Source organism: Streptomyces sp. NPDC004721, assembly GCF_053601495.1.
Map to the genome: position 1 here is coordinate 86,688 of NZ_JBSGBZ010000030.1, position 15,903 is coordinate 102,590.

The following is a 15,903-nucleotide window of genomic DNA, read 5'->3' on the forward strand; positions in this document are numbered from 1 at the left end:
ACAGGAACGAGGCTTCACATGACCGACCCCGTGACGCTGGACGGCGAGGGCTCCCTCGGTGAGTTCGACGAGAAGCGCGCCGAGAACGCCGTACGCGAACTCCTCATCGCGGTCGGCGAGGACCCGGACCGTGAAGGCCTGCGGGAGACTCCGGCACGGGTGGCCCGGGCGTACAAGGAGATATTCGCGGGACTGTGGCAGCAGCCCGAGGACGTGCTGACGACGACGTTCGACCTGGGGCACGACGAGATGGTGCTGGTCAAGGACATCGAGGTGTTCTCGACCTGCGAGCACCACCTCGTGCCGTTCCGCGGTGTCGCGCACGTCGGCTACATCCCGTCCACCAGCGGGAAGATCACGGGTCTTTCGAAGCTGGCCCGGCTCGTGGACGTCTACGCCCGCCGCCCGCAGGTGCAGGAGCGGCTCACCACTCAGATCGCGGACTCGCTGATGGAGATCCTGGAGCCGCGCGGGGTGATCGTCGTGGTGGAGTGCGAGCATATGTGCATGTCGATGCGGGGCATCCGCAAGCCCGGCGCGAAGACCATCACCTCGGCCGTGCGCGGTCAGTTGCGTGACGCGGCGACGCGGAACGAGGCGATGAGCCTCATCATGGCGCGCTGACGCGGACGGCGCCCGGCCGCGCCCGCTCGGTCACCCGCGTACGCCGCCCGTCGGGCTCAAGCGGTCGGTTCCGCCCCCGGCGGGTTCTGGTCGTCGTCCTCCGGGAGTTTGCAGACCCGTTCGAGGAACAGGGCGGCCGCTATCACCGCGATGCCGGCGAGGACCGAGAAGCCGGCGTAGACGGCCTGGTCGCGGCGGGCCGGGATGTCGAGGAGTTCCAGCAGGGCGACGCCCGTGCCGCCGTACATGCCGGCGACGAGGGCGGCGACCAGGGCGCTGGCCTGGCCGAAGACGACCGCGCGGGCGGCCATCATGGGGTCGACGCCCTTGGCGCCGGGCCGGCGCTCGCGCTGGGCCTTCAGCCGGGCCCGCAGGGAGAGCGCCGTGGACAGGAGGACCGCGGCGATCAGGGCGAGGACGATGGGGGCGGCCAGCGGGACGCCGGGGAGCGTCCCCACCGCGTTCCACAGCCGGGCGCCCGCCCAGGACAGCACTCCGGCGACGACGAACACGCCTGCCAGCACCCTGATATGCAGCTCTCTCACGGTGTCCCTTCAGCTCCCCCGGACCGGGGCCGGTCGCAGACCTTGCGTCGCCCTGACCTTAACGACTACTCGGGCAGCCGGAGTTCCAGGTCCGCCCGGGGCTCGGCGCCCTCCCGGGTGAGCGCGGTCAGCAGATCGGCCACCGCGCCCCGGCCCGGGAGCTGTGCGTCAGGGTCCACGTCGTACCACGGGGCGAGGACGAACGCGCGTTCGTGGGCGCGCGGGTGAGGGAGTGTGAGGAGCGGATCGTCGGAGACGGTCTCCGCGTAGGCGACGATGTCGACGTCGAGAGTGCGCGGCCCCCAGCGCTCGTCGCGGACCCGGCTGAAGGCCTCCTCGACGGCGTGGGCGCGCTCCAGCAGCGAGGACGGCGGCAGCGTGGTCTTGAGGATCACCACCGCGTTGAGGTACGACGGCTGGCTGCCGGGCTCGACGCCCCACGGCTCCGTCTCGTAGACCGGGGAGACGGCCTTGACGCGGACGCCGGGCGTGTCCTCCAGGGCGTCGACGGCCCCCTGGAGGGTCTCCAGGCGGTTGCCGAGGTTGGAGCCGATCGAGATCACGGCTCGCTTGGGGTTCTGCAGCGTGGTGTCCGCGGCGTCGACCTTCTCGACGACCGAGGCGGGCACCGGCTGGACGGTCGGGTCGGTGGGCCCTTTGGTGAAAGGCGCGTTCATACTCGGCTCCGGGTGATGGTGACGGTCACGTCGTCGAAGGGAACGGTGATCGGGGCGTCCGGCTTGTGGACGCAGACCTCGACCTCCAGGACCCCGTCGTGCTTCAGACAGACCTGGGCGATGCGCTCGGCGAGCGTCTCGATGAGGTTCACGGGCTCGCCCTCCACCACGGCCACGACCTCCTCGGCCACGATGCCGTAGTGCACGGTCTTCGCCAGGTCGTCGTCGGCCGCGGCCGGCCGGGTGTCGACTCCCAGGACGATGTCCACGAGGAAGGTCTGGCCCTCCTCGCGTTCCTTGGGGAACACACCGTGGTGCCCGCGGGCCCTCAGGCCGCGCAGCGCGACACGATCCACGCGAATCACTCCTGCAATCGTCGGCGGCGACCGGTCCCTGCCGCGTGCGGGCGGCACACCGGCCTGGCACGAATCTACCTGCGGGCACTGACGGAGCCGGGCCGCGGGGAGGCGGGGGCGCCCGGGCCCGGCAGGTTTCACCGTGTGTTTCCCCTGGAGAACCCGGTTGCTCACGGACCGGTGGGCGGCCCTTTTCCCGAAGTCCGTGATTCCGGCCACTCCGCGTTCCTGCTCCAGCGCCTACCCACTCAGGCGGGCGTGTCGTCGTCCTCGCCACCGTCGTTTTCGGCCAGAACGGGAGAGGCGTGGTGCGACCAGAGTTTCCACCCGGGACCGGTGCGACGGAACACGTTGGTGGCGACTACGAGCTGTCCCACCAGCGGGCCGAGTTCGCCGCCGGCCGCGGGGGCGGGGCCGCCGCTGAGGATGTTCTCGGTACAGGTCACCAGGGCGGTGTCACCGGTCACCGAGACGTGCACGTCGGTCAGGAAGAACTGGATGTAGTCGGTGTTCGCCATGATCAGCGCGTAGGAGCGCAGCACTTCCCCGCGTCCGGTGAGCACCGGCCAGCCGGGGTGCACGCACGAGATCACGCCGGTGTCGGCCGGGTCGTGGTACTCCTCGTCGACGCCCAGGTCGGAGGGGGTGAGCCAGAGCGCGGACAACTCATCGAAGTCGCCCCGCTCCAGGGCCTCGTAGTAGGCGGTGTTCGCGGCCTCCACCTGTTCGACGTCGGTGTGGGGCGCGCTCACCGCTCTCCTTCGGCGGGGCCGTGCGCACCACGTCTGCCGTCCGCCTGCCCGTCATCGGAGGGGTGCGCGCGGTCCTCCGGTGCGCTCGCGGGGGTGCGTGCCTCTTCCACGGCGCGGGCGACGCGTACCGCGTCCGCCGTCGCGCGGACCTCGTGGACGCGCACGGCCCAGGCGCCGGCGTGCGCGGCGAGGGCGGAGACGGCGGCGGTGGCGGCGTCGCGCTCGCGCGCGGGCGGGGGCGCGCCCTCCGGGCCGGCCAGCACCCGCCCGAGGAACCGCTTGCGGGAGGCGGCGACCAGCACGGGGTGGCCGAGCCCGCGCAGGCGGTCGAGGTGTGCCAGGAGCGTGAGGTCGTGCCCGGCCTCCTTGGAGAAGCCGAGACCGGGGTCGACGACGACGCGGTCGGCGGCGATCCCGCCCTCCAGGACGGCCTCCACGCGCGCGTGGAGCTCATCGACGACCTCGGAGACGACGTCCTCGTACACCCCGCGGACGTTGCCGCCCTCCAGAAAGCCGCGCCAGTGCATCACGACGAAGGGGGCGCCCGCGTCCGCGACCACGGGGATCATGGCGGGGTCCGCGAGGCCGCCGCTGACGTCGTTGACGAGGGCGGCGCCGGCCGCGAGGGCCTGCTCGGCGACGCGGGCGCGCATGGTGTCGACGGAGATCGTGACGCCCTCGGCGGCGAGGCCGCGCACCACGGGGATGACCCGCCGCAGTTCCTCGCCCTCGTCGACGCGGGTGGCGCCGGGCCGGGTGGACTCGCCGCCGACGTCGATCAGGTCCGCGCCTTGGGCGACCAGGTCCAGGCCGTGCTTGACGGCGATGGTCGTGTCGAACCAGCGGCCTCCGTCGGAGAAGGAGTCGGGGGTCACGTTCACGACCCCCATGACCGCGCACCGGCCCCACGTCGGAAGGCCCGCCACGCGGCCGCGCCCGCTGAAGTTGCTCATACGTTCAGCGTAGGCCCCGTCCCCGGCCCCCTCGTGCTGTGGCCCGGACGGAACCTCCCTGTGCTGGAGGGGGTGGGAGGTCCGCCCGGGCCGGTCCGGGGTCATGCCGCGCGCACGTCCCCTTCCGCCACCGAGTGCGCGCAGGGGCTCTGGGTGGCGGAGCGGCGGCGCAGGAAGCGCGGCAGCGGCAGGGCGAGGTCGACGAAGCCCTCGGCCTGCATGGCGGCGAAGCCGATGCGGGGCAGGTCCGAGGAGGCGCGGTAGACGACGAACCGCGGCTCCCAGCGGGGCTGGAACTTGGCGTTGAACTTGTACAGCGACTCGATCTGGAACCAGCGGGAGAGGAAGACCAGCAGCCCGCGCCAGGCGCGCAGCACCGGGCCCGCGCCGATCTTCTCGCCCCGCGCCAGCGCCGAGCGGAACATCGCGAAGTTCAGGGATATGCGGGTGATGCCGAGCTTGGGGGCGGCCTGGAGCGCCGCCACGATCAGCAGTTCGTTCATGCCGGGGTCGGCCGAGCGGTCGCGCCGCATCAGGTCCAGGGACACGCCGTCCCCGCCCCACGGCACGAAGTGCAGGATCGCCTTCAGATCGCCGTACTCGCCCGGCTCCGCGTCCTGCTTGTGGGCGGTGGCGATGAGGCACTCGCCGTCGGCCGGGTCGCCGATCCGGCCGAGCGCCATGGAGAAGCCGCGTTCGGTGTCGGTGCCGCGCCAGTCCTCGGCGGCCCGCCGGATGCGCTCCAGCTCGGTGCCGCCGAGGTCACGGATGCGCCGCACCCGGGTTTCGTAGCCGGCTCGCTCGATGCGCTTGACCATCTGGCGGACGTTGCGCATCGCGCGTCCGGCGAGCGAGAAATCCGCGACGTCGACCACCGCCTCGTCGCCCAGTTCCAGGGCGTCCAGACCGGTCTCCCGGGTCCACACCTCGCCGCCGGTCTCGGAGCAGCCCATCACGGCGGGCGTCCAGGAGTGGGCCTTGGCCTCGTCCATGAAGCGCTCGATGGCGCCCGGCCAGGCCTCGACGTCGCCGATGGGGTCGCCACTGGCGAGCATCACGCCGGAGACGACGCGGTACGTCACCGCCGCCTTGCCGCTGGGGGAGAACACGACCGCCTTGTCGCGGCGCAGCGCGAAGTGGCCGAGGGAGTCGCGGCCGCCGTGCCGGGCCAGCAGCTCGCGCAGCCGGGTCTCGTCCTCCTCGGTCAGACGCGACGCCGGGTGCTCGGGCCGGAAGGCCAGGTAGGCGGTGGTGACGGCGGTGAGCCAGCCGAGGGCGCCGAGGGAGAAGGCGACCGTCCAGGAAGTGTTGCCCTGGTAGTCCACCGGGCCCTCGAAGCCGATCAGGCCGTAGACGACGTGGGTCAGCCGGTCCGCCACGCTGGGGTCGCCGACCATGCGGTGCGTGTGCACGCTGACGATGATCATGCCCAGGGCCAGCGAGCCGGCGCTCATCAGGACGAAGTTGGCCAGCGCCCGCCAGCGGCTGCGCGGGTCCGGCAGCGCGGCGAACTCGCCGCGGTGGATCAGCAGTGGCGCGAGCAGCGCCAGCGAGATGACCACCCCGACGATCGAGTGCCGGTAGACGAACTCCGCCGCCGCACCGGCAGGCAGCAGGACCACGGCCGCGCGCCAGGCCCGGCGCTTGCGCCGCTTCAGGCCGTGCGCGAGCAGCAGCAACAGCACGCCCACGCTGAGCGAGAGCGCCGCGGCGAACGGGCCGAACGAGCCCGGCAGCACTTCGGCCAGGGCGTGCATGCGACTGTGCCGGAAGCGCGGGAAGACCCCCGCGGCGATGTCCAGGAGACCGACGACCGCGCAGGCCCTGCCGACCAGTACGGGGACGGCCTCGGGGCGCGGGCCGCGGAGTATGCGCCGCATCCTGCTCGATCGGTCCGGAACCCCGTCCGACATTTCCCCATCTACCCTGACAGACATCGCATCCCATAGTTCTGCGAGAGACCTTGAATCCGGTGCCGATCCGGGCATCCGGCGACATTGCGCCCTCTAGGACGGTGTCTCGGGGAGAGAGGTTCACTCCCCAACGGAAAGTCGGGTCAAAGGGCAGGGAAAGCCCGGGGCAAGCCCACGCGAGGAAGCGTCGGCGGCCCTGGGCGGGAAGCGCAGGCGGGAAAAGCCCATGGGTCTCATGAGCAACAAAGTGCTGGTACTGGCGATCCTCTGCGCCGTGCTGCTGTTCGTCGGCACGGTGTGGTTCTGGCCGAGTCTGGCCCGCGGTACCTGGCGCGCGGTGACCGGACGCGTCGGCATGCTGCTGGCCACGCAGGTGGCGATCTTCGCCTGCGTCGGACTCGCCGCCAACCAGGCATTCGGCTTCTACGCCAGCTGGGCGGATCTGTTCGGGCAGGAGAACGCGCCCGGAGTTGTCATGGACAACTCGGCACACGGCCGCACCGGCGGACCCCTCCAGGTGATCGGCACCCAGCAGGTGCGGCTGGGCAACGGCGACCGGCCGGACGTCTCCGGCCAGATCCAGAAGGTCAGCATCGTGGGCCGTACGACGCACCTCGCCGCGCCCGCGTTCGTCTACCTGCCCCCGGAGTACTTCCAGCCGCAGTACCGGACCCGTACCTTCCCGGCGGCCGTGGTTCTCACCGGCTACCCGGGCACCGCGCAGTCGCTGGTCAGCAAGCTGCGCTACCCGCACACCGCGCAGGAACTCGCCAGGACCGGGCGGATGCAGCCGATGATCCTGGTGATGCTGCGGCCCTCGGTGGCGCCGCCGCGTGACACGGAGTGCGTGGACGTCCCGGGCGGCCCGCAGACCGAGTCGTTCTTCGCCAGGGATCTGCCGGACGCGGTTCTCGCGCACTACCGGGTCGGAAAGAAACCGGGCAGCTGGGGCATCGTCGGCGACTCCACGGGCGGTTACTGCGCGCTGAAACTCGCCCTGCACCATCCCGAGGTGTATGCCGCGGGCGCGGGCCTGTCCCCGTACTACAAGGCGCCCACCGACCCGACCACAGGTGATCTTTTTCAGGGGGACAAGAATCTGCGGAACCGTGCCGATCTGATGTGGAGCATCAAGCACCTGAAGGCGCCCGACACTTCGCTGCTCGTCACCAGCAGCAAGCTCGGCGAGACCAACTACAGGTCGACGCTCAGGTTCATCGACGCGGTGAAGGCGACGAACAGGACGCGGATCGCGTCCATCATCCTCGACAGCGGCGGCCACAACTTCAACACCTGGCGACGCGAGATCCCGGCGACGCTGCAGTGGATGAGCGGCCTGCTCGGCGACCGCTGAAAATGATCTTGCCGAAACGACGGCGGAAGTGAAGGAAGGCGACTGGCCGGAGCAACGGAAGGCGAGGGAAGAAGCGGAGGAAAACGCGGCCGGAACTCCCTCTGACGCATGAAGGTTTCGTTATGGCTGTCTTTTTGCGGGGCGGCCCGGCATGATTCGCGTACGCGCGGTAAGTTTCTGGCCATGCCACGTGGACGTCACCGCCATTCCCCACCCCTGCACAGGCTGTTGCCTTCCTCGGCGATCGCCGGCGTCGCTGTCGTCTGCGCCCTTGGTCCCTGGGCGTTCACGGACGCGGTGGTGCTGCGGTTGCTCGCCGGGACCGCCGCGGTGACCGCTGTTCTCGGCGCGTTCGTCATGCGCCGCTGGGACGCGCAGGCCGGACGGCGGGTAGCCGACCTCACGCGCGCGCGTGCGAGCGACGAGTGGCGATTCGAGGAACGGGTCGCCGAACTCGAGACCGACCTCGAGGAGTCGCGTGAACTGCGCGGCCGCCTCGAGCAGAAGCTGCGCGCCAAGCGCGCGGAGCTCGCGGGGCTGCGCAACGAGCACGCGTCGCTGCTGCGGCGGTACGCCACGGCGGAGACCGAGCGCGCGAGCGCGCTGGAGGGCCGCCGCCTGCTGGAGATCGAGTCCGGCTCCGAGATGCTCGCGCTGCCCGCCGCGCCGACGGCCGCTCCGGACGCCGCGGTCACGGAGACGCACGAGTCCGCGGCCCCCGCGACCGGGCCCACCGGGAAGAAGCCGGGGTCCGCGGCCGCCGCCGTGTTCTCCCCGGAGGGGTCCGAGCTGTACCTGCGTGCTGAGGCCGCGCTGTCGCGGCTGGGCAAGGGCGGCGCCCGGGCGGCGGGGACGGACGAGGCCGCGAAGGCGGGCTCCTCCGAGGAAGCTGACACGACGTCGGAGACCGACCCGTGGGAGACGGCCGTGACGACGGACGGCGACGCCGACCCGGATCCCGCGCGGGAGGCCGGGACGGGCGAGACACCCGAGCACGCGACCGCCACGACCGAGACGACAGAGGCAGTCGAGGCGACCGAGACGGCCGGCCCGAGTGACCCCGCCGAGGCGACCGGGGTGGCCGAAGCCGTCGCACCCGCCGGATCCGCCGGACCCACCGACCGGTCCACCGCCGCCGATCCGGGCGAGCAGGCCGCACCGGCCCCCTCCGCCGCGGCGATCGAGCCGGCCAAGGCCGCGCCACAACTGCCCTCCGGGCACTTCACCGTGCCGACCGCGGTGGCCGTCGTACCGGCCGCGCCCGTGCGGCGCCCGCTGGTCGAGGGCGGATTCGACTTCTTCGGCACGAAGAAGGACGCGGCGGACACCGAGCCGGGCACCGTCCGGAACGACGACCTCGCCGACGTCGTGGGCCAGGAGGCGCTCGCCCTGCACAAGGCGGAGGCCGAGTCCCAGTACAAGCCGGCCGACGCCGACGCGCCGGCCGCCGGCCGTCAGATCATCGACCTGACGGCCCACGACGAGACGGAGCGGATCGACCTTCCGGGGCTGCGCACCGCGGCCTCCTGACGGTCGCTTCCCCCGTCACGCCACACCACGTCACACCGCGACGCCGGGCGCCCGCCCGGCGTCGCACTCATGTCATCCACCGGGCCTGTCGTCCACCGGTCAGGTCATCCACCGGTCCGGTCCTGCGCTCCAGCGTCCCGTGCGCGACCTCTCCGCCTGGGCCCGCAGCAGCCGGGCGGCATCCTGAGCGTCCCGCAGGCGGGCCGTGACGGTCTTGTCGGCCCCGTTGTCCACGTGCACGCCGGCGAGGCCCCACACGCGCTGCCAGGGCCCCTGCCGCAGCCGTACGCTCTGCACCTTCGCGTGCGGCACCAGCGCGAGCCGGCGCCGCAGCAGTCCGTGCCGCGCGGCGAACACCGCGTCGGTGACGACGATTCCGTGCCCGCGCCACCACACCGGCGCGCACCACCGGGCGCGCCGCGGCGGCCGGAGCAGGTCGGCGGCCTGCGGCACCGTCACCCCGGGCAGGACCCGGGCGATCACCGACTCGGCGACCTCCCGCGGAGCGACCGGCAGCAGCACGGAGTTCGACGACCCGGCGACGTCCAGCTCGACCCGCACCCAGCCGCGCCACCGCCACAACAGCGGTTCCACGATCCGCACGGTCTGCACCCGCCCCGGCGGCACCGTCTCGTGCGTGCGGTCCAGCAGTCCCCGGTCGATCCGCAGCCCGTCGGGCGATTCGCTCACCAGCCAGTCGTACTCGGCGGCGAAGCGTCCCGCGCTGTTCGCCACGGCGCTGCCGAGCAGTGGCAGGACGGCGGCGAGCACCGTCCACGGGCTGTGGGTGGCCAGCCACAGCAGCGGCGGTACGACGGCCGCGGCGACCAGCGATCCCCAGGTCGCGCCGGTCAGCAGCAGCGAGACGGCGATCACGCGCCCGGGTACGCGGACCACTTCCCGCGCGGGTGCCTCGCCGACCTCGTGTGCCGTCTCGGGCGCGAACCCGGCCGCGCGCGCGAGCAGTTCGGCGCGCAGCGTCCGGGCCTCCTCCTCGCCGAGGAAGGCGAGTTCGTCCTTCTTGTCCGTCCCTATGACGTCGATTTTCAGCTTGGCCACGCCCGCGATCCGTGCGAGCAGCGGCCGGGTGACGTCGACGGCCTGGATCCGCTCCAGCCGGATGTGCGCGGTGCGGCGGAAGAACAGCCCGGTACGGATGCGCAGTTCGGCGCCGGTCACCGCGTAGTGCGTGAACCACCAGGACAGGAAGCCGTAGAGGGCGGCCACGGGTATGACGACCGCGAGCCCGATCAGCAGCGTGGTGGTCGTCAGCCGCGTCAGGTGCCGCTGCGCCTGGTCGGGGTCGTGCACGGCCCAGCCCGTGAGTACGGCGACCGGCGCCCACGCCCGTCTCAGGGGCGTGACGGGATGCAGCCGCCGCTCGGTCACGGGCCGCCCGTCGCGTACGGCCGCGTCGCTCACGGCTTTCTCGGACATGTCCCCGTCGCTCACGGCCTCATCGGGTACGGCTTCTCCGCGCAGGGCTTCTCCGCGTACGGCCTCTTCGCGTATGGCCTCTTCGTCCTCCGCCGCCGTCACAGCCCCGCCGATCGTGCCTCGCCGAGTTCGGTGAGCCGGTCGCGCAGCCGTTCCGCCTCGGCCGGGTCGAGGCCGGGGATGGTCGCGTCGGTCGCGGCGGCGGCCGTGTGCAGTTGCACGGTGGCCAGCCCGAAGTGCCGCTCGACGGGCCCGGAGGTGACCTCGACCAGCTGCATCCGCCCGTAGGGCACGACGGTCTCCCCGCGCCACAGCACGCCCCGGCTGATCAGCAGGTCGTCGGCGCGCTCGGTGTAGCGCCACGAGCGCCAGTTGCGGCCGAGCAGCACCCAGCCCCACGCCAGCACCGCCAGCGGCAGCAGTGCGAACGCCGACCAGGCGGGACCGGCCAGCAGGCCCGGCAGCAGCCCCGCGGCCAGAGCGAACAGGCCCATCCACACCACCAGTAGCAGCCGGCGCATCCGCAGCAGACCGCGCGGCAGCGCCCTCCACGCCGGCCCGCTCTCGGCCGCCGCCCGTTCGTCCTCCGGGATCCCCGTTTCCATGGGGCAAGCGTACGTACGAGAGACTGTGTCCATGACTCCCACGACGGAGACCACGGTCGGGATCGGCGGCGCCGCGGAGAGCACCGACATGGTGCTCAACATCGGGCCCCAGCACCCGTCCACGCACGGTGTTCTGCGGCTGAAGCTGGTGCTGGACGGCGAGCGCATCATGCGCGCCGAGCCGGTGATCGGCTATATGCACCGCGGCGCGGAGAAGCTGTTCGAGGCACGGGACTACCGCCAGATCGTCATGCTGGCCAACCGCCACGACTGGCTGTCGGCCTTCTCGAACGAGCTGGGCGTCGTCCTCGCCGTGGAGCGGATGCTCGGCATGGAGGTGCCCGCGCGCGCGGTGTGGACGCGCACCCTGCTCGCCGAGCTGAACCGGGTGCTCAACCACCTGATGTTCCTCGGCTCCTACCCGCTGGAGCTGGGCGGCATCACCCCGGTCTTCTACGCGTTCCGGGAGCGCGAGGTCCTCCAGAACGTCATGGAGGAGGTCTCCGGCGGCCGGATGCACTACATGTTCAACCGGGTCGGCGGCCTGAAGGAGGACCTGCCGGCCGGCTGGGCCACGCGCGCGCGTGCCGCGGTCGCCGATGTGCGCTCGCGCATGGACGTCTTCGACGACCTGGTGCTCGGCAACGAGATCTTCCGGGGCCGCACCCGGGGCGTGGGCGTCCTCTCGCCGCGGGTCGTGCACGCCTACGGCGTGAGCGGTCCCATCGCGCGCGCCTCGGGCGTCGACTTCGACCTGCGCCGCGACGAGCCGTACCTGGCGTACGGAGAGGTGCAGGACACCCTGAAGGTGGTCACCCGGCAGGAGGGCGACTGCCTGGCCCGCTTCGAGTGCCTGCTGGAGCAGACCCACAACGCACTGGACCTCGCCGACGCCTGTCTGGACCGGCTGGCCGAGCTGCCGCCCGGCCCGATCAACCAGCGGCTGCCGAAGGTCCTCAAGGCACCCGAGGGGCACACGTACGCGTGGACCGAGAACCCGCTCGGGATCAACGGCTACTACCTGGTCAGCAAGGGGGAGAAGACCCCGTACCGGCTGAAGCTGCGCTCGGCGTCGTACAACAACATCCAGGCGCTCACCGAACTGCTGCCGGGCACGCTCGTGGCGGACATGGTGGCCATCCTGGGGTCAATGTTCTTCGTGGTCGGGGACATCGACAAGTAGGGCCGCCGCGTCCGCCTCCGCGAGGCCGACGGGCTGGACCAGCCAGCCGAAGTCGCCGAGCCCGCCCGCCGCGGTGAGTTCGGCGGCCTCCCCGGCGCGCGCGAGGGCGCGTACGTACTCCGAGGGGCGCGTGGAGGCGAGAGCGAGCGAGGGGCGCGCGCCGGTGACTCCCAGGGCGTGCAGGGCCTCGCGCTGGGTCAGCAGCCGGGCGCCCGGAGGCGCGCACGCGGCGCACGCGTCCAGCGCGACGTGCGCCGTGATGTCGCACGACCCGTCCGGCACCGGCGCCGTCTCCCGGCCCTCCCGGAAGCCGGCGAGCGTTCCGAAGGGCGGTCGCGCGCCGGCGGTGTGCGCGTAGTCGACGGCGACCGCGAGGCCCCGTTCGACGTGCGAGACCGCGTCGGCCCAGGCGGCGTCGCGGGGCAGCCCGATCTCCGCGCGCAGGCCCTGCTCGGCGGGCAGCGGCCACCACCGGGCCAGCCACCTCGCCTGTGCCCCCGACACCGGCTCCCCGAGCCGTTCCGCGCCGTCCCGCCGGACCAGGACCCGCCGGGGTACGCCCGCGGAGTCCACCTCCGCGACCTCCAGCGGCACGTTGTCCAGCCACTCGTTGGCGAACAGCAGCCCGGTGATCCCCCGCGGGGCCTGCCCCGACCATGCGATCCGGTCGTCCAGGCCCTCCGGCCGGGCGGCGATCTCGACCGCGTGCACGCGCGTGCGTGCCGCCACGTCCGCAGGCAGCGCGGCGAGCACGCCCGCGGCCAGCTCGCCCCGCCCGGCCGCCATGTCGACGAAGTCGAGCGCCGCAGGGCGGCCCAGCGCCCGGTCGACCCGGCACAGCAGCCGCGCCACGGCCACCGCGAACAGCGGCGAGGCGTGCACGGACGTACGGAAGTGACCGGCCGGGCCCTCGGGCCGCCGGTAGAAGCCGTCCGGCCCGTACAGGGCCTCCTCGGTCGCCGCCCGCCAGCCGCGCCACTGCTCGGCCCGGCCCTCCGCCGCGCTCTGCGCCGTGGTGCGCCGAGTGCTGTCGGCCGTGGTGCGCGCGGTGCTGTCCGCCGTGTCGTCCGCCACCCCGACAGACTAGGGTCCGTCCGGCGGAGTGAGGCGCACAAGTGATCACTGCCTCCACCTTGGGGAGTACGAGGGGGCCGTGCGGATCGGCCCTTCGGCTGACCCCCGCACCTGTGCCGCTTCCCTACTCTGGGTTACGTGCAGCGCCTCTATGACTTCCTCCGCAGGCACCCGATGTGGGTGGACGGCTCCTGGGCCCTCATCCTCCTCGGGCTTTCCGGCGTGAGCGTGTCGAGCATCAACGGGGCGCCCGGCCACCACGGTTCGGTCGGCGCGGCCCTGGCGCTGTCCTTCGTGCTGTGCGTGGTCGTCGCACTGCGCCGCCGGGTGCCGGAGAAGATGCTGGTGCTGGCGGGCGCGGCGGGTGTGGCGCAGCTCGTCCTGGACGTCGAGACGATGGTCGCCAACTTCGCCATGCTGGTGATCATCTACACGGTCGCCGCGATAGGCGCCCGCTGGGCCTCCCGGTTCGCCCTGGTCGGCGGGCTGTGCGCGGCGACCCTCGCGCAGATGCGCTGGCCGCAGCACGACGCGAGCGCCCTGGGCAACGTCGCGATAACCGTCTTCCAGACGGTGCCGTTCGCCCTCGCCTGGGTGCTCGGCGACTCCATGCGCACCCGGCGCGCCTACTTCGCGCAGCTGGAGGAGCGCGCCGCCCGTCTGGAGAAGGAACGCGAGGCGCAGTCCAAGGTCGCGGTCGCCGCCGAGCGCGCCCGGATCGCGCGCGAGCTGCACGACGTGGTCGCGCACAACGTGTCGGTGATGGTGGTGCAGGCCGACGGCGCCGCCTACGTCCTGGACGCCGCGCCCGACCAGGCCAAGAAGGCCCTGGAGACGATCTCCTCCACCGGCCGCCAGGCCCTCGCCGAGATGCGCCGCCTGCTGGGCGTGCTGCGCACCGGCGAGCATCAGGAGAGCGGCGAGTACGTGCCGCAGCCCGACGTCGACCAGATCGAGGACCTCGTCGAGCAGTGCCGGGGCTCCGGACTGCCCGTCGACTTCAGGATCGAGGGCACACCGCGCCCGCTGCCCAGCGGGGTCGAGCTCACCGCGTACCGCATCGTGCAGGAGGCCCTCACCAACACCCGCAAGCACGGCGGGCCGAACACGGGCGCGAGCGTGCGCCTGGTCTACTTCGACGACGGCCTCGGACTGCTCGTCGAGGACGACGGCAAGGGCGCGCCGCACGAGCTGTACGAGGAGGGCGGCGCCGACGGCGATGGGCACGGCCTGATCGGCATGCGCGAACGCGTCGGCATGGTGGGCGGCACCCTGGACGCGGGTCCGCGCCCCGGCGGAGGCTTCCGCATCAGCGCCCTGCTGCCGCTCAAACCGGTGCACTGACGCCGGCGCACACCCCGCCGGCACCTGTCACACACCCGCCCGATCTGCTGACGACGAACGGACCCGAACCGCCGATGACGAACGGAAGAGGACCCCGATGACGATCCGCGTGATGCTCGTGGACGACCAGGTGCTGCTGCGCACCGGATTCCGGATGGTGCTCGCCGCCCAGCCGGACATGGAGGTCGTCGCGGAGGCGGGCGACGGCGTCGAGGCCCTCCAGGTGCTGCGCGCCACCGCCGTCGACGTGGTGCTGATGGACGTGCGCATGCCGAAGCTGGACGGTGTGGAGGCCACCCGCCGCATCTGCTCCGAGCCCGACCCGCCGAAGGTGCTCATCCTGACCACCTTCGACCTCGACGAGTACGCCTTCTCCGGACTGAAGGCGGGCGCCTCCGGGTTCATGCTCAAGGACGTGCCGCCCGGCGACCTGCTCGCCGCGATCCGCTCCGTGCACAGCGGTGACGCCGTCGTCGCGCCCTCCACCACCCGCCGGCTGCTCGACCGGTTCGCCCCGATGCTGCCCACGGCCGGCAAGAAGCCGCAGCACAAGGAGCTCCAGCGGCTCACCGAGCGTGAGCGCGAGGTCATGGTCCTGGTCGCGCAGGGCATGTCGAACGGCGAGATCGCCGCCCGGCTGGTGCTGTCCGAGGCGACGGTGAAGACCCACGTGGGCCGCATCCTGACCAAGCTGGGGCTGAGGGACCGGGTGCAGGTGGTGGTCCTGGCCTACGAGACGGGACTCGTCCGGGCCGGCGGACACGGCTGAACGGCGTACGCGGCCGTCGGTAGGGTCTGCGCATGCTCCTGTGGATCAACGGCCCCTTCGGGGGCGGCAAGACACAGACCGCACACGAGATCCAGCGCCGTCTGCCCGGCAGCGTCGTCTGCGATCCCGAGCATGCCGGGTTCGGCCTGCGCCGCATGCTGCCACCCGAACTGCGCGCGGACTTCAGGGACTTGGCGGCCTGGAGGCAAGGGGTGGTGGAAGTCCTGGACCTGGCCCTCACCCGGCACGAGGGGGTCGTGATCGCCCCCATGACCGTCACGGACTCCGGCCAGTTCGCCGAGACCGTCGGGCGGCTGCGCGAACTGGGCCACGATGTACGGCACTTCGCACTCCTCGCGGAACGCGAGACCGTTCTGAAGCGGCTGCGGGAGCGCGGGTTCGGGCACCTCGTCGGGTATGTCGCCGGGAGGAACTCCGCTCTGGGCCGGGAGAGCTGGGCCGTTCAGCAGCTCGACGGCTGCCTCGAGCGGCTGCGCGAGCCGGAGTTCGCCGAGCACCTGTGGACCGACCACTCGACCGTGCCGAAGACCGCGGACCGGATCGCCGTCCTGGCCGGCCTCACGCTGCGGCCCAACACCGAGGGCCCGCTGCGGACACGGCTGCGGCAGGCGAAGGTCGGCGTCCGGCACATCCGGTTCGACGGGCCCCGCCGCACGCCCGACCCCGGCTCCGGTGACTAGTGCTGCGACCGGAAAGGTTTGCCGAGCCGGTTGACCGTGACGATCGAGTTGACCTCCTGGCCGCCCTCCGGCAGGTACTCGTTCTG

Annotated in this window: 16 protein-coding genes; 7 read left to right on the plus strand and 9 right to left on the minus strand. The window is 72.4% G+C overall.

What is annotated here, in order from left to right; genetic code table 11:
• Positions 1-18 precede the first annotated feature (18 nt).
• Entirely contained in the window at positions 19-624 is a 606-nt protein-coding gene (folE, locus tag ACWEK3_RS26075) for a GTP cyclohydrolase I FolE (protein ID WP_361414273.1), read from the plus strand.
• A 56-nt stretch (positions 625-680) separates the two neighbouring features.
• On the opposite strand, the gene ACWEK3_RS26080 is transcribed toward folE, so the two are convergent.
• The 6 genes from ACWEK3_RS26080 to ACWEK3_RS26105 form a co-directional block, all read right to left on the minus strand.
• On the minus strand, positions 681-1,169 hold the full coding sequence (locus tag ACWEK3_RS26080) for a DUF3180 domain-containing protein (RefSeq protein WP_365425821.1): 489 nt from the start codon (positions 1,167-1,169) through the stop codon (positions 681-683).
• Positions 1,170-1,234: 65 nt separating this feature from the next.
• Entirely contained in the window at positions 1,235-1,846 is a 612-nt protein-coding gene (gene folK, locus ACWEK3_RS26085; protein WP_450546064.1) for a 2-amino-4-hydroxy-6-hydroxymethyldihydropteridine diphosphokinase, read from the minus strand.
• Positions 1,843-2,202, minus strand: a complete 360-nt coding sequence (folB, locus tag ACWEK3_RS26090) for a dihydroneopterin aldolase (protein WP_141359598.1) — start codon at positions 2,200-2,202, stop codon at positions 1,843-1,845. Before folB ends, folK begins: the two co-directional genes overlap by 4 nt.
• Before the next feature lie 248 nt (positions 2,203-2,450).
• Positions 2,451-2,954 carry a nuclear transport factor 2 family protein gene (locus ACWEK3_RS26095; protein WP_450546062.1) on the minus strand — a complete coding sequence of 168 codons (504 nt, stop codon included), beginning with the start codon at positions 2,952-2,954 and terminating at the stop codon, positions 2,451-2,453.
• Entirely contained in the window at positions 2,951-3,907 is a 957-nt protein-coding gene (gene folP / locus ACWEK3_RS26100) for a dihydropteroate synthase (protein ID WP_450546060.1), read from the minus strand. The genes ACWEK3_RS26095 and folP overlap by 4 nt, the downstream gene beginning before the upstream one ends.
• A 101-nt stretch (positions 3,908-4,008) precedes the next feature.
• Complete coding sequence (locus ACWEK3_RS26105; protein WP_453250699.1) at positions 4,009-5,820, minus strand: phosphatidylglycerol lysyltransferase domain-containing protein; 1,812 nt, start codon at positions 5,818-5,820, stop codon at positions 4,009-4,011.
• Positions 5,821-6,046: 226 nt separating this feature from the next.
• On the opposite strand from ACWEK3_RS26105, the gene ACWEK3_RS26110 reads away from it, so the two are divergent.
• Together ACWEK3_RS26110 and ACWEK3_RS26115 are read left to right on the plus strand one after the other, a co-directional pair.
• Entirely contained in the window at positions 6,047-7,174 is a 1,128-nt protein-coding gene (locus ACWEK3_RS26110) for an alpha/beta hydrolase (protein ID WP_450546058.1), read from the plus strand.
• A 183-nt stretch (positions 7,175-7,357) separates the two neighbouring features.
• Entirely contained in the window at positions 7,358-8,704 is a 1,347-nt protein-coding gene (locus tag ACWEK3_RS26115; protein ID WP_453250700.1) for a hypothetical protein, read from the plus strand.
• Positions 8,705-8,803: 99 nt separating this feature from the next.
• Here ACWEK3_RS26115 and ACWEK3_RS26120 read toward each other — a convergent pair whose 3' ends face one another.
• Together ACWEK3_RS26120 and ACWEK3_RS26125 are read right to left on the minus strand one after the other, a co-directional pair.
• Positions 8,804-10,141, minus strand: coding sequence for a PH domain-containing protein (locus ACWEK3_RS26120; RefSeq protein WP_453250703.1), 1,338 nt, complete (start codon positions 10,139-10,141; stop codon positions 8,804-8,806).
• A gap of 98 nt (positions 10,142-10,239) precedes the next feature.
• Positions 10,240-10,746: a PH domain-containing protein gene (locus ACWEK3_RS26125; protein ID WP_450546054.1), complete on the minus strand. Its 507-nt coding sequence runs from the start codon at positions 10,744-10,746 to the stop codon at positions 10,240-10,242.
• Positions 10,747-10,777: 31 nt separating this feature from the next.
• Here ACWEK3_RS26125 and ACWEK3_RS26130 point away from each other — a divergent pair, with 31 nt between their 5' ends.
• Positions 10,778-11,929, plus strand: a complete 1,152-nt coding sequence (locus ACWEK3_RS26130; RefSeq protein WP_450546052.1) for an NADH-quinone oxidoreductase subunit D — start codon at positions 10,778-10,780, stop codon at positions 11,927-11,929.
• Here ACWEK3_RS26130 and ACWEK3_RS26135 read toward each other — a convergent pair.
• Positions 11,894-12,874 (minus strand): SAM-dependent methyltransferase, encoded by a 981-nt coding sequence (locus ACWEK3_RS26135; protein ID WP_453250704.1) that lies wholly within the window; start codon positions 12,872-12,874, stop codon positions 11,894-11,896. The genes ACWEK3_RS26130 and ACWEK3_RS26135 overlap by 36 nt on opposite strands.
• A gap of 267 nt (positions 12,875-13,141) precedes the next feature.
• On the opposite strand from ACWEK3_RS26135, the gene ACWEK3_RS26140 reads away from it, so the two are divergent.
• The 3 genes from ACWEK3_RS26140 to ACWEK3_RS26150 all read left to right on the plus strand — a co-directional run bounded on the left by ACWEK3_RS26140 (position 13,142) and on the right by ACWEK3_RS26150 (position 15,817).
• Positions 13,142-14,347 carry a sensor histidine kinase gene (locus ACWEK3_RS26140; RefSeq protein ID WP_450546050.1) on the plus strand — a complete coding sequence of 402 codons (1,206 nt, stop codon included), beginning with the start codon at positions 13,142-13,144 and terminating at the stop codon, positions 14,345-14,347.
• A gap of 97 nt (positions 14,348-14,444) precedes the next feature.
• Complete coding sequence (locus ACWEK3_RS26145; protein ID WP_361414295.1) at positions 14,445-15,116, plus strand: response regulator transcription factor; 672 nt, start codon at positions 14,445-14,447, stop codon at positions 15,114-15,116.
• Positions 15,117-15,148: 32 nt separating this feature from the next.
• Positions 15,149-15,817 (plus strand): AAA family ATPase, encoded by a 669-nt coding sequence (locus tag ACWEK3_RS26150; RefSeq protein ID WP_453250701.1) that lies wholly within the window; start codon positions 15,149-15,151, stop codon positions 15,815-15,817.
• Positions 15,818-15,903 lie beyond the last annotated feature (86 nt).

What these genes read in the sequence shown, in the direction of transcription:
- ACWEK3_RS26105 (WP_453250699.1), bottom strand. Translation starts at nt 5,820, where the DNA reads ATGTCGGACGGGGTTCCGGACCGATCGAGCAGGATGCGGCGCATACTC.
- folP (WP_450546060.1), bottom strand. Translation starts at nt 3,907, where the DNA reads ATGAGCAACTTCAGCGGGCGCGGCCGCGTGGCGGGCCTTCCGACGTGG.
- ACWEK3_RS26145 (WP_361414295.1), top strand. Translation starts at nt 14,445, where the DNA reads ATGACGATCCGCGTGATGCTCGTGGACGACCAGGTGCTGCTGCGCACC.
- ACWEK3_RS26125 (WP_450546054.1), bottom strand. Translation starts at nt 10,746, where the DNA reads ATGGAAACGGGGATCCCGGAGGACGAACGGGCGGCGGCCGAGAGCGGG.
- ACWEK3_RS26120 (WP_453250703.1), bottom strand. Translation starts at nt 10,141, where the DNA reads ATGTCCGAGAAAGCCGTGAGCGACGCGGCCGTACGCGACGGGCGGCCC.
- ACWEK3_RS26110 (WP_450546058.1), top strand. Translation starts at nt 6,047, where the DNA reads ATGGGTCTCATGAGCAACAAAGTGCTGGTACTGGCGATCCTCTGCGCC.
- ACWEK3_RS26130 (WP_450546052.1), top strand. Translation starts at nt 10,778, where the DNA reads ATGACTCCCACGACGGAGACCACGGTCGGGATCGGCGGCGCCGCGGAG.
- ACWEK3_RS26115 (WP_453250700.1), top strand. Translation starts at nt 7,358, where the DNA reads ATGCCACGTGGACGTCACCGCCATTCCCCACCCCTGCACAGGCTGTTG.
- folE (WP_361414273.1), top strand. Translation starts at nt 19, where the DNA reads ATGACCGACCCCGTGACGCTGGACGGCGAGGGCTCCCTCGGTGAGTTC.
- ACWEK3_RS26150 (WP_453250701.1), top strand. Translation starts at nt 15,149, where the DNA reads ATGCTCCTGTGGATCAACGGCCCCTTCGGGGGCGGCAAGACACAGACC.
- folK (WP_450546064.1), bottom strand. Translation starts at nt 1,846, where the DNA reads ATGAACGCGCCTTTCACCAAAGGGCCCACCGACCCGACCGTCCAGCCG.